This window comes from Candidatus Methylomirabilota bacterium (assembly GCA_003104975.1).
Lineage (GTDB): Bacteria > Methylomirabilota > Methylomirabilia > Methylomirabilales > Methylomirabilaceae > Methylomirabilis.
The window spans coordinates 20,935-32,410 of the sequence record PQAM01000013.1 but is presented as its reverse complement, the minus strand read 5'-3'; the positions used below and the strand labels follow the sequence as shown (position 1 = coordinate 32,410).

At 60.5% G+C, this 11,476-nt stretch carries 13 protein-coding genes; 2 read left to right on the top strand and 11 right to left on the bottom strand.

Annotated elements, in window-relative coordinates:
* Nucleotides 1–83: 83 nt before the first annotated feature.
* The 11 genes from C3F12_10940 to C3F12_10890 all read right to left on the bottom strand — a co-directional run bounded on the left by C3F12_10940 (nucleotide 84) and on the right by C3F12_10890 (nucleotide 10,336).
* The gene (locus tag C3F12_10940) at nucleotides 84–1,010 is read right to left on the bottom strand and encodes a class I fructose-bisphosphate aldolase (protein ID PWB44516.1); all 927 of its coding nucleotides are present in this window, start codon (nucleotides 1,008–1,010) and stop codon (nucleotides 84–86) included.
* A 68-nt stretch (nucleotides 1,011–1,078) separates the two neighbouring features.
* Nucleotides 1,079–2,098, bottom strand: a complete 1,020-nt coding sequence (locus C3F12_10935) for a class 1 fructose-bisphosphatase (protein ID PWB44515.1) — start codon at nucleotides 2,096–2,098, stop codon at nucleotides 1,079–1,081.
* Nucleotides 2,095–2,754: a ribose-5-phosphate isomerase RpiA gene (locus tag C3F12_10930; GenBank protein ID PWB44514.1), complete on the bottom strand. Its 660-nt coding sequence runs from the start codon at nucleotides 2,752–2,754 to the stop codon at nucleotides 2,095–2,097. Before C3F12_10930 ends, C3F12_10935 begins: the two co-directional genes overlap by 4 nt.
* Before the next feature lie 382 nt (nucleotides 2,755–3,136).
* A complete protein-coding gene (locus C3F12_10925) occupies nucleotides 3,137–4,321 on the bottom strand; it encodes an ATPase (protein ID PWB44513.1) in 1,185 nt (394 codons plus the stop codon).
* An 87-nt stretch (nucleotides 4,322–4,408) separates the two neighbouring features.
* A complete protein-coding gene (locus tag C3F12_10920) occupies nucleotides 4,409–4,660 on the bottom strand; it encodes a hypothetical protein (protein ID PWB44512.1) in 252 nt (83 codons plus the stop codon).
* Nucleotides 4,661–4,771: 111 nt separating this feature from the next.
* Nucleotides 4,772–5,959: a cell filamentation protein Fic gene (locus C3F12_10915; protein PWB44511.1), complete on the bottom strand. Its 1,188-nt coding sequence runs from the start codon at nucleotides 5,957–5,959 to the stop codon at nucleotides 4,772–4,774.
* Between the two features lie 325 nt (nucleotides 5,960–6,284).
* The gene (locus C3F12_10910) at nucleotides 6,285–6,476 is read right to left on the bottom strand and encodes a hypothetical protein (protein ID PWB44510.1); all 192 of its coding nucleotides are present in this window, start codon (nucleotides 6,474–6,476) and stop codon (nucleotides 6,285–6,287) included.
* 152 nt (nucleotides 6,477–6,628) lie between these two features.
* Nucleotides 6,629–6,817, bottom strand: a complete 189-nt coding sequence (locus C3F12_10905) for an addiction module toxin, HicA family (GenBank protein PWB44509.1) — start codon at nucleotides 6,815–6,817, stop codon at nucleotides 6,629–6,631.
* Entirely contained in the window at nucleotides 6,814–7,026 is a 213-nt protein-coding gene (locus C3F12_10900) for a hypothetical protein (protein ID PWB44508.1), read from the bottom strand. Before C3F12_10900 ends, C3F12_10905 begins: the two co-directional genes overlap by 4 nt.
* Before the next feature lie 136 nt (nucleotides 7,027–7,162).
* The gene (locus tag C3F12_10895; protein PWB44507.1) at nucleotides 7,163–9,469 is read right to left on the bottom strand and encodes a hypothetical protein; all 2,307 of its coding nucleotides are present in this window, start codon (nucleotides 9,467–9,469) and stop codon (nucleotides 7,163–7,165) included.
* 3 nt (nucleotides 9,470–9,472) lie between these two features.
* Nucleotides 9,473–10,336 (bottom strand): site-specific DNA-methyltransferase, encoded by an 864-nt coding sequence (locus C3F12_10890; GenBank protein PWB44520.1) that lies wholly within the window; start codon nucleotides 10,334–10,336, stop codon nucleotides 9,473–9,475.
* A 496-nt stretch (nucleotides 10,337–10,832) separates the two neighbouring features.
* Here C3F12_10890 and C3F12_10885 point away from each other — a divergent pair, with 496 nt between their 5' ends.
* Nucleotides 10,833–11,069 (top strand): hypothetical protein, encoded by a 237-nt coding sequence (locus tag C3F12_10885; GenBank protein ID PWB44506.1) that lies wholly within the window; start codon nucleotides 10,833–10,835, stop codon nucleotides 11,067–11,069.
* Entirely contained in the window at nucleotides 11,036–11,440 is a 405-nt protein-coding gene (locus C3F12_10880; GenBank protein ID PWB44505.1) for a hypothetical protein, read from the top strand. The genes C3F12_10885 and C3F12_10880 overlap by 34 nt, the downstream gene beginning before the upstream one ends.
* Nucleotides 11,441–11,476: the final 36 nt, after the last annotated feature.

Genomic DNA, 11,476 nt, shown 5'->3' with positions numbered 1-11,476 from the left:
TCGCGCGTCTCAGCGCGCACGTTCGGCTAAGGTAGGACGATAAAATGAGCGATGCGTAGCCCCGCGTAGCACGCCACCCGTGCCTACTGCATCTCGCCGGAGTAGATCTTCATGATTTTGGTGAGCAGGTCGATGGCAGCGGCGCGGGGGCGCTGGAACGAGTTGCGGCCGATGATGGTGCCGAACCCGCCCCCATCGCGGATGGCCCGGATCTCATCCAGGACCGCATTGTCGTCCGCCTTGGCCGCCCCACCGGAAAAGATCACCATCCGTCGCCCATCGAAGGCGCTCTGGACCACATGCCGGACGCGGTCCGCCGGCGTCCCGATCGGCACCTTAGTCTTCTCATAAACCTTCCTGGCCTCCGGCTGTTCGATGTGGGCGGTGGGCAGCTTCACCTTGATCAGGTGCGCGCCAAGCTGCGCCGCGATCTGGGCCGCGTAGGCCACCACGTCGATCGCCGTCTCGCCCTCCTTGCTCAGGCCGGAGCCGCGCGGGTAGGACCAGCAGACCGCCACCAGGCCGGACGCCTTGGCCTCGGCCGCGATCTCACGGAACTGCTGATACATCGCGGCGCAATGCGCCGAGCCGGGATAGATCGTGAAGCCTACGCCGACACAGCCCAGGCGCAGCGCATCCTTGACGCCGGCCGTTACCGAGGAGAGCGGGTCCTTCTCATCGTGTAGGACGTCGTGACTGTTGAGCTTCAGGATCAGCGGGATCTGGCCGGCGAACTCCGCCGCGCCGGCCTCCAGGAAGCCGAGTGGCGCCGCATAGGCGTTGCAACGCGCCTCGATGGCCAGTTCGAAGTGGTAGTGCGGGTGATAAGCGGGAGGATTGACGGCGAAGCTGCGTGCCGGACCGTGCTCGAACCCCTGATCGACGGGCAGGATCACCAACCGACCGGTACCACCCAGGTAGCCGTGCTGGAGCAGCCGCGCCAGGTTTGTCAGCGTTCCGGCGTTGTCAGCGCTATACCAACCAAGGATCTCACGGATACGCTTGTTCATGCTCGCTCCCTCCTGTGAGCTGTCCGGCATGATGGGATCCGGTCTGAGTTGGTCGCTATGTGGGTCGGCTAACGCTTGCCCCGATAGAACTCCTCGATAAGCGCGACATCGTCGGCACTTCCGATAACGACCGGTACGCGCTGGTGACATTCCTTTGGTTCGATATCCAAGACCCGCTCAGAGCCGGTACTGGCCCGCCCTCCAGCCTGTTCTGCGATATAGGCCATCGGTGCAACCTCGTACAGGAGTCGGAGCTTCCCGTTCGCGTTCTTGCCCCCGCCGGCCTCGCCCGGATACATGAAAACGCCGCCATCGAGCAGTGTGCGGTGCATGTCGGCCACCATCGATCCCACATAGCGGAGCGAGTACGGGCGCCCTGTCGCTTTGTCCGGTGTGCTCAAATAATCGACCGCCCGACGGGTCGGCTCGGTCCAGCGATGGTAGTTCCCGCAGTTGACGCTGTAGGTCTTGCCCCGTTTCGGAATCCGGATATCGGGATGGGTCAACAGGTAATCCTCCACCGTATGATCCCACGTGAAACCGTACACCGACTGGCCGGCGGCGTAGACGAACATTGTGCTGGGGCCGTACATCACATAGCCGGCCGCTACCTGCTCGGTCCCCTTCTGCACAATATCGGTCGCCACATGCTCCCGTCCATGACCACGCCGGTGCCGGACCGAAAAGATCGTCCCCACGGTGCCGTTGATGTCGATGTTCGACGAGCCATCCACCGGATCGAAACAGACGACATAGCTTCCGGGAAGGCAGTTGCGGTCGACATGCAGCGGCGCCTCCATCTCTTCCGAGACCATCGTGCAGACCAGACCGGTCTCCTTCAGCGCATCCAGAAACACCTCATTCGACCAGAGATCGAGTTGGGCGATCTGCTCCCCCTGCACGTTGACCTCGCCGGTATAGCCCAATCGGCCGTGCAGCGCCGCCCGGCTCACCTCCCGCGACAGCAGCTTCGAGGCCGCACCGATCTTGATGAGCAGCGCGCCGAGATCGCCCTCCAGCGGCGACCGGTCATCCAGCAGATGACGGGCCAAGGTCACGCCTTTGCTGACTATCGGGTCACCCATCATCGGCCTCCGCGCTGTTGGACGTGGACCGCCTCGCCGCCCTGCACCAGGACCGTATCGGCCATCCCGAGGAACAGCCCCGTCGCGACTACCCCGGGGATCCCAAGGATCGTCTGCTCAAATGCGGCTGGGTCGGAGAGCGGCGAGATACTGCAGTCGAGGATGTGATTCCCATTGTCGGTCACGACCGGCTGTCCATACTGTTCGCGGAGTGTCGGGGGGCACCCAAGCGCTGTCAAGCGGCGTCGGCAGAGGGATAGCCCAAACGGCACGACCTCGACGGGTAGGATGCCGCGGCTCCCCAGGACCGGCACCAGCTTTTCGGCCCCCACCAGGATGACCAGCCGTCGTGACGAGGCGGCCACAATCTTTTCCCGAACATGCGCCCCGCCGTACCCCTTGATCAGATCGAGCTTGGGATCGACCTCATCCGCGCCGTCGAACGTCACGTCGATGCCGGACACCTCTTCGAGCGTCGCCAGCGGTATCCTAAGCTGCGTCGCCAACGCGGCGGTGACCTGTGATGTCGAGACGGCCGTCACCCGTAGGCCGGCCTTGACCGCATCACCGAGGACGCGAACGAAGGCGGTCGCGGCCCGTCCGGTACCCAAACCGACCACATCGCCATCCTTGATGTAGTCGAGGGCCATCTGAGACATGGACTGCCCAGTCACGGCTGCACCGGGGGCGGTAGAGGCCGACACCTGATTATGCAGGCACGATTCTTGACTCATCGAAGGGCTACTCCAGATTCCGGTTTAGCTGATCGGACCAATGCAAGCTGATCGAACCGTGATGTGCTTATACTATGCCGACCATGAAACTGTCAAGGTACGCTTCAGACACCGAGACGCTCGCAGCGAAAGCCCCTCTCCCTGGGTACCCGTTGAGTAGGGCAAGGACCAGCAAAACAGACTCCTCGGTCCTTTGGGGAAAGGATGAAGGTGAGGGGATAGTGCTTATGTGTGGATTGCGGCGACACGTCGCCGCTTTGGTTGGCGCGACGTGTCGCTTCATAGTGCGCATTCACGATACCGGCGATTATGCCGCTCGCTCCGCCAATTGCCGTGCCAGTGCCTCCAGCGGGATCGCCGAGGTGTCGCCGCCGATCGGGTAGGTTTCGTCGCCCGGGTAGACGACGAAGCGGCGCGCGGGGTCGAGATCGGCGCAGGCCGCGTAAAAACCGCGTTCGGGTCGGGGGTTGAGGCTGCGTTTGATCTCGACGGCCCACAGGCGGCCGTCGGGCCAGGCCAGCAAGAGGTCGATCTCGGCGCCCCCGCCGGTCCGATAGAAGTGTCCCGTCACGCCGGGCGGCGCGGCGGTGAGCAGGTTCTCGATCACGAATCCCTCCCAACTGGCCCCGGCCAGCGAATGGCCGAGCAGCGCCTCTCGGTCGTCGATCGTCACCAGCGCATGCAACACGCCGCTGTCGCGCACGTAGATCTTGGGCGACTTAACCAGTCGTTTGCCCAGGTTGGCATGCCAGGCGGGCAGCCGCCGCACCAGCAAGAGATCGACCAACAGGTCGATGTAGCCCGCGGCCGTCTTGGCGTCAACGCCAACGTTGCGCGCCAGTTGCGCTACGTTGAGCAGGCTGCCGTGGTGGTGGGCCAGCATCGCCCAGAAGCGGCGCAGGGTCTCGGCGGCGATCCGTGGACCGAACTGTGGGATGTCGCGCTCCAGGTAACTGCGGAGGAAATCCTCGCGCCAGCGCCGGCTTCGCGCATCGCTCTGGGCGAGGAAGCTGTCGGGAAAGCCGCCGCGCAGCCAGAGGCGCTCGTAGGTCGGGGCATCCGCCACCTCCAGAACCGAGAACGGTGTCAACTCCAGATAGCTGACGCGCCCCGCCAGGGTCTCGCCCGACTGCTTCAGCAGGTCAAGCGAGGCAGAGCCCAGCAGCAGGTAGAGCCCGCTGCGGTGGCCGGTCCGACGGGCGCGGTCGATCAGGCCGCGCAGCACCGGAAAAAGGCCGGGTGTCCGATGCACCTCGTCGAGGATCACCAGCCTCCCGATCTGGCCGGCCAAGTAGAGCTCGGGATCGCTCAGCTTGGCCCGATCGCGCTCCGATTCGAGGTCGAGGTACAGCGCGCCGCGCACTTCTCCCTCCGCGAGTGCCAGCGTCGTCTTGCCGGCCTGGCGTGGCCCGAGGAGCACCACGGCGGGTGCATCGTCGAGGCGCCGGTGCAGTTCGATCGCGAGCTGGCGTGGGATATTCCCTGTAATCATGGAGGCATGATACCAGAAATGCAAGGATAATGGAACGTTGATCCCAAATTCTCGGCTCGGGGATCACCGGCCCCATCCCAGAGAAGACTACTGTACCGGCACCCCCTCGATGTTGACGCACTCATCCTCTTCGCGGTACCCACGCGCGCGGAGCGCCTCGGACAGCGGTTCGAGTGTCAGGAGACCGCCACGCGTCTGGGGCAGGACGACAAATACAGCGAGGTCGAAGGTCAGCAGCGGCTCGGCATAGAAGGTGGCGGCCATCGCGTCGTCGATTGCATGGCGGCTCATCACCCCGGCCTGTTCCAGCTTACTCAGGACTCGTAACGTCGCTTCCATCGTTGCCCGTGTTCGTTCAGCCTCGCACGCACGTCATGCGAAGATGCCGAAGTAGCTCCCTACGTTTCTTGCGGAGGCGAAAGATGATCACGTAGGGCTTGAGGCTCGCGATCATGCGTTCGCCTCCGACTCGCGGTCCCAGAACAAGTCGACGTAGCTCTGGTAGATAAACCGTCGGTTGCGGGCTTTGCCGGTGAACTCGCGCAGGATGCCGCTGTTGACCAACTTCGCAACCAGGTCGTTGGCTGCCGGATACGTGGTGCCTGTCAACTGCTGTACCTCATTAACTGAGACAATCGGGTGCTGGTACAGATGTTCCAGGACGCGATGACCGTTGCCGGCGGCACGGCCCAGGCTGTCCGTAATCGCTCGGCGGTGCTCCTCGCGAAGGCTCAGAATTCGCCGCGCCGTTTCTGTTGCCTGGCCGCTGACCTCAATGATGCCGCGCAGAAAAAAGGCGAGCCAAGCTTCCCATGTTCCGGCATCGCGCACCGCTTGCAGATGGTCATAGTACGCCTGTCGTTGCCGCTTGAAGTAGTACGATAAGTACAGCACCGGCTTCAGCAGCACCTTTTGCTCGCACAGCAGAAACGTAATCAGCAGCCGACCGATACGCCCGTTGCCGTCGAGAAACGGATGGATGGTTTCAAACTGCGCATGGGCCAGGCCGATCTTGACCAGTAGCGGTACGCTCGTATCGGTATGCAGGAATCGTTCGAGATCGGCCAGGACCTTGGGAACTTCGTGAGGCGGAGGCGGAACGAAGATGGCTTCGTTCAGTGTGCAGCCGGCCGGCTCGATCCAGTTCTGGCTCGCGCGGAGATCGCCCGGCGTCAGATGCGATCCGCGAACGCCCTTCAATAGCTCCCCATGGATCTCCCGGATCAGCCGGACGCAGACCGGCAACTCCGCCAGCCGAGCCAACCCGTAATTCATGGCACCGACGTAGCTCACAACCTCAGCGACGTCCTGCGGGCGATCAGGCGCAAGCATCCCGGCTTCTGCCGCCAGCACATCCTGCAACGAACTCTGCGTGCCTTCGATCTGACTCGACAGCACTGCCTCTTTTCGGACGTACATATACACGAACAGATCGGGATGCGGCAGCGTATGAATCGATCCGTCCAGTCGCCCGAGCGCCCGATCCGCCTGTGATAGTAGCCCTTGCAGATCACCGCTGATCTGAATAGGCGGATCGGGTGGCAGCGGTTCGGGGATGAAGGCCCGGTATCCGTTCGGTTGTCTGAGGTATTGCCCTGCTCTGGTGCTGGTTATGGATGGGGTTCCGGGGCTGTCCATAGTTCGGCGTTCCTTTAACAAGGCCTGTTGGCATACACACAGTAAAGGCAACCTTTAATATGGCATAACCCGGCACCCTTGTAAAAGGTAAACTTTAATTAGGAGGCGACCAAGCCCTTTACCGACGATCTCGTCGAGCAACCCCTCGGTTTCTTTCTCCAGCGCCAGGATGTCGGCGCGGATCTCTCTAGAGTGCGCAGCGGTTACGGCTTGTAGAAGTAGCGGATAAAGTTGAAGAATGTCACCGTCTCAGGGGAAATCCCCATATCGGCGAGGAATTTCATGCTGACGCTGGCTCAGTCGGATACACCGCCTCTTCTGCCAACTAGGCGACATACTGTAGCGCCTGACGGATGTCTTCTGGTTCCAGATACGGATAGGCCTTCAGGATCTCGTCCTGCGTCATCCCATTGGCCACAAGATTGATAACCAGAGACACCGTCACCCGCATGCCTCGAATGCAGGCTCGCCCCCCCATCACACTCGGGTCGAAGGTAATCCGATCGAATTCGCGCATTACAAATCCTCCCGTGAACCGGATGGTACGGCGTCAACACGGTTCCTGCCCCCAAGTGTATCACACTGGGCACCGAACAGACGCCTACGGCTTTTGGCCGTTTAACAGTCGAGGGGCCGGTTCCTGCTGGTCCGATCAGTGCGTGATAGGTATCATTTCGCAGGAGGAATACCAAGGTCCTTACAGATCTTCCGAGTCAAGTCGGCGTCGATCTCGCGGTGCCGTGGCACCGCCGATCGCTTGTCCAGATTCGGGTTGTGCCACCACGAGTGCCGCGCGCCTTCGCGGAGAAACTGGCAGCCGTGAGCGCGGAGATGCCGGAGCAACTCCGTACGCTTCATATGGTGATCAGCTCTTCTTTGAAGCTGTCGCCTGCTGCCTCCAACGCCTCACGGCGATTGAACTCCAATGCTTCTCGAAGCGTCACTCGAAGGCTCTCGATCAACTTCTCCTTTGTGGACTCTTGGCAGTTCACACCTGGGACCTCTTCAATCCATCCGATCCACCACCGACCACTCTGTTTGATGACCGCCGTATAGTGTTCCTTCATGTCTGATCTCCCATTGCCTACAAATTGGAAACACAAAGCGTGCGGTTACTGGACCACAGGCGAACAGCATCGGCCTTTAGGCTGCGAAGTTGATCGTCAGCCGCATCCCTTTGGCGAGGTGTGTTCATCGGCGCTCCTATGAGTCGTAAGTCTCACCCGCGCTCTGCGACATAGCAGCGAGTTCTACCTCGCGAGCCGCGAAAAGCGCCGCCAGCGTCGCCATACGTAAGCGCTCTTGTCGCTCACGCTCCTCTGCTAGGTCGGTGTCTACCTCCTCGCTAGTGGGATGTTGCGCGGCCACTTCTTCCTGATCACGGTGATAAAGAAGGGAGTGCGTCACAAGCCAGATCTCGTAACGCTTCTTAAACGACTCTGCGACAGAGGGATCGCGCTGTTCGTACCGGGTGACCTGACTAGCATACTTCGGATACGCCGTGGAGTAGTAAATAACAAGAGTGCCGTTTTCCATTACGGCTGAGGACGCAACCTCGGCCACGTCGTCCGGCCAGCCAAGTGTCGCCCACTGCTCGTCATCGGGTTGGACAGGGCGCGGGTCGAACGGGGGTAGGCTGAGCGGCTGGCGTCCTGGGCGGGATGGAGGTGCTTCGCGCACGACGACTCCTCGCTGGTCGGAGAGCGTGGGAAGGCCTAGACGGCTTAGTTCAACTCGCAGCGTCCCGGTAGCGCCGACGGGCGTGTCGTCTGGAAGTTCGAGAATCGCGCGCATGCGACCGCCCCGGAGAGGGGTCGAGCCCTTCAGCATCACTGGTCCCTGCACAATGATGATGTTGATGCGCGAGTTCGTGGGGTTGTCTGGATCGTAGTAGTTACTGTTTGCGTCTGTTTCGAGCCGGACGTATCGCCTTTGGCTTGGGTAGAAATCGATCGGCTCCCCTTCCTCCCAGACGATCCGGATGTAGGTCGGAGGCTCGTGCACTTCGATCGGTTGGAGCTGCCGCCGCGGGCCTCTGGGGCGCGTTGGGTAATCAGGAGACGGTCGGTCGCCGCCCACACGGGCGCCAGTCGCGTGGTCGATCTCGATCCCCTGCAAATGAAGGAGGTGTGCGACCTCTCGACGCATCTCTTGAACCGCCGTTTCGTCCCGCTCCCGCATCCCCTGTTCCCGCGCTTCATTATTAAGCCGTACGAGTTCGTCGTCGGATTTGAGAATACGGACGAGCTCGTCATGAATAAGCTGTAAGACAAGACCACGCCGAGCGTCCTCTCGGCTTGACGCAAAAAGCGCGCGCTTTGCGGTCGGCGTGAGGGAGTCGCAGTCGATGTGCACAATGAGCCGCTGTGAAAGGAAGTGGAACTCCGCTTCCTTTCTGACGATACTCACGGGTAGCTCTGCGTGGTTCTGTCCGTTCAACGTGAGAATGATGGGCCGACTCGGGTTTACGAAGGCGGCACTCGGTCGCTTGTTGGCCCGGGTTGGGCGCTCCAGAACCCAATACTCGAACCCGACGTTTCCGAAGTCGCCGAGCGACAAATAGAATGTCGGCATGTTGTGGTCTAAGGCCGGTCCCCGTCGAGTTTCGTCGCCCTCGTCGACGGCGCCATTCAGAGCATTTCGCGACCCCTTAATAACGCGACGGTAGCCGTGAACCTCACTATCTAGCCAAATCGGGAGTACCGGATCGAAGAGTACCTGGTTGAGAAGGCCGTAGACGCTGTTCGGTCCGACAGGTGAGGGGTAGCTGCTCAGATCATAGCCGAAGTGCCGAACAAGGGTCCCGGCGGCAAAGTCGTTCTCGAAACCCTCGACGATCGGAACGATCCCATCGACCGTTAGGTACACGTAGTGGCCTGTCTTGTACTCCTCCGGCGGTAAATCGAGAAACTTTACAACAGTGAAGGCGACGCGCGAATCGTTCGCGTGTCGGCTCGCGAGCAACGTATAAGCGCTGATAGCAAAGGTGCTCGAGCCACCCTGCCCATAGGTCCCAGCGAGGTAATGCTTCCGGATTTTGTTGCTCTCATTTAAGCTGAGAATTGTTTCTGGCATCTCCTCAGGGGTCAGCCCAACGCCAAGATCACGGATCTCGATAAGCCGTCCCTGCCTCCCGTCACCCGGCAACAGATGCGTAACCACGCGCCTCGCAACCGCCTGCCGTTGTGCAGGCGTCATCTCCGAGAGGCCGCGCTCGGAGATACCAAGCCAAGCCGTCGCAGCTTCGCGCGGTGAACGACAGTCTGGTACGCCCCGATGCCGTTCGCACTCAGCTTCGAGAATGGCGTCGATACCGTTAGTGAGCCGCTCGACGAGAGAACGTCCGGGGTCTGCGGAGACCTCGATGGGACCACGGTTGTTCTCCTTACCTCCGATCGGCGCCCACCGTGCCTGCTCGCCCTTGGCAGCCTCGAATGTCTCGACTGCTGTTCGGACCTCTTCAGTGGTCGAAGCGGCCAGAAGTGCATCAAAGAGAGATTTCGAATCCATTGTTCACCCCACGATGATTTGAGTAAATCGGCCGCGGGAACCTTGAAGATAGTCATCGTTCGGCTCGATGGCTATCCACCGTCGCTTAAGCCTCTCGGCCATCGCACCAGTCGTGTTGCTACCGGCAAATGGGTCGAGGATGAGGTCGTGTGCGTCCGTAAGGAACTTGATAAAAAACGTTGCCAGATCACCTGGCATGCGCGCCGGATGGAGTGGGAGGCCGCGCTCTTTGCAGTAGACAAGGTACGAGTCATTTGAAAGGGTGTTCGTCAGAGTGAGGACATTCGAGGGGATCGCGCCATGGTTGTCCTTGAGAAAGGAGGTCGCCCCGATGTGGTGCTCGGATGGACGTCGACCAGCGTTGTACTTTCCGGTCCTGAGCAGCTTCAACATAGAACGAGAGTATGGCTTGAGCACCCGCCGGTTATCGGCCTTTGGTCTGGTCGTCGGCGCCATCCACCACACGTGTGTGTAAGAGTCCTTCACACGAATCCGGTCGACATTGACCCACTGAGCCGGTGTGGGGAGTCGCGCAGGATTGTGACAAATGAACTGCTGACAAAGGCTGAGTTCGCCCGCCTTCAGGAAACGGAGAAGTGCTTCGAGCGCAAGCGTGGACATGGCCGGCTCACCCGGCTCCCAGGCGTTCCCCATTTCGACGACGATCGAACCGTCGCTTGTCAGGAACTCCTTAAAAATTGGCGCGAAAGCAGCAAGCCAGTCAACATACTTCTCGCCTTGACGATTTCCGTACTTTTTCTTGCGATTCAACGGGAATGGCGGTGACGTCAATATCAGCTGCACCTTACCGCGATATTTTTTTGTGAGTTCTGAGCCGAGTACGTCCTCAGCGAAGCCGCGGTACATCCTCCCAAGTTTAGTTCCGTACGCCACGCCTGGCGGCTGTACCGCTCCTACACCAAGCCCCGCCACTGGTGCATGATTCAAGCGGGCACTTGCTAGAGCCGTTGAACTATCGACCTTAATAGCCACTTATGCTGCCTTTGTTGTCCAATGCATAAAGGATGACCGCCTCCTTGCAACCTTCGCTGTAGATCACGTCGTCAGGATGAAATTTTTCAGCTTTAATAGCACCTCCGGTATTCGGACGTAGTCAGCCTGTTTCGCATGCAAGAAGCTTTCAGATTCGCGGTGATTCTCTCGCCTTCGGGAAGGCTTGTCAAGGTTTGCCATGACCGGCCACTGGGTGACTCACTTCCCTATCGCGTTCGAAATGCCAACAGTTAAAGGCCGCGGGAGTTGGGAGGGCGACTGCATTGTACCCATGTTCAACAGGATTACAAAGTGGCCGCATGCTTGACAAAAGTAGCCTCGTGCCATAGGCTGAAGGCGAGGTAAAACAATGATCCTTGATCGCATCACCATCGATCCGGCCGTGTGTCAGGGGCAGCCCACGATTAGAGGGCTGCGCATCACCGTCGCGTTTGTGTTAAAGCAGATTGCGGCGGGGATGACCCCGGCTGAGATCCTCGCAGCCTACCCTGAGCTAGAGTCTGAGGACCTCACTCAGGCCGCTGCGTACGCTGCCTGGCTTGCCACCGAGCAATCTCGCCCACTGCCGGCTCCGCAGGGCCGTTAGCGCCGGTGCGCTATGTGGTCGATCTGCACATCTCTCCGCTGACGGTCGCCGCGCTCCGCGATGAGGGGTATGACATTACTCGCGTCACAGATCTACTGCCTCCGACCGCCTCAGATGAAGCGATCCTCACAGCGGCTCGTCATCGCGGCGCGACCCTGATCTCTGCAGACCTGGACTTCTCCGCCCTGATTGCGCTCGGCCAGGAGGCTGGTCCAAGCCTGGTGTCGCTGCGCCTTATGTATCCCACGCCAGATCGGGTCACGCAAATCTTACGCCATAGCCTTCCACAGATCGAGCGCGAGTTGGAGCAGGGCGCAATCGTCTCGATCGATGAAACCACCTGTCGAGTCCGTCGCCTTCCGATCTCTTAGTACTTGGGTGCACAAATACCCGTAACGTCATTCCCG

What these genes read in the sequence shown, in the direction of transcription:
- C3F12_10915 (PWB44511.1), bottom strand. Translation starts at nt 5,959, where the DNA reads ATGGACAGCCCCGGAACCCCATCCATAACCAGCACCAGAGCAGGGCAA.
- C3F12_10940 (PWB44516.1), bottom strand. Translation starts at nt 1,010, where the DNA reads ATGAACAAGCGTATCCGTGAGATCCTTGGTTGGTATAGCGCTGACAAC.
- C3F12_10920 (PWB44512.1), bottom strand. Translation starts at nt 4,660, where the DNA reads ATGGAAGCGACGTTACGAGTCCTGAGTAAGCTGGAACAGGCCGGGGTG.
- C3F12_10910 (PWB44510.1), bottom strand. Translation starts at nt 6,476, where the DNA reads ATGCGCGAATTCGATCGGATTACCTTCGACCCGAGTGTGATGGGGGGG.
- C3F12_10930 (PWB44514.1), bottom strand. Translation starts at nt 2,754, where the DNA reads ATGTCTCAGATGGCCCTCGACTACATCAAGGATGGCGATGTGGTCGGT.
- C3F12_10890 (PWB44520.1), bottom strand. Translation starts at nt 10,336, where the DNA reads ATGTACCGCGGCTTCGCTGAGGACGTACTCGGCTCAGAACTCACAAAA.
- C3F12_10905 (PWB44509.1), bottom strand. Translation starts at nt 6,817, where the DNA reads ATGAAGCGTACGGAGTTGCTCCGGCATCTCCGCGCTCACGGCTGCCAG.
- C3F12_10925 (PWB44513.1), bottom strand. Translation starts at nt 4,321, where the DNA reads ATGATTACAGGGAATATCCCACGCCAGCTCGCGATCGAACTGCACCGG.
- C3F12_10895 (PWB44507.1), bottom strand. Translation starts at nt 9,469, where the DNA reads ATGGATTCGAAATCTCTCTTTGATGCACTTCTGGCCGCTTCGACCACT.
- C3F12_10900 (PWB44508.1), bottom strand. Translation starts at nt 7,026, where the DNA reads ATGAAGGAACACTATACGGCGGTCATCAAACAGAGTGGTCGGTGGTGG.
- C3F12_10885 (PWB44506.1), top strand. Translation starts at nt 10,833, where the DNA reads ATGATCCTTGATCGCATCACCATCGATCCGGCCGTGTGTCAGGGGCAG.
- C3F12_10935 (PWB44515.1), bottom strand. Translation starts at nt 2,098, where the DNA reads ATGATGGGTGACCCGATAGTCAGCAAAGGCGTGACCTTGGCCCGTCAT.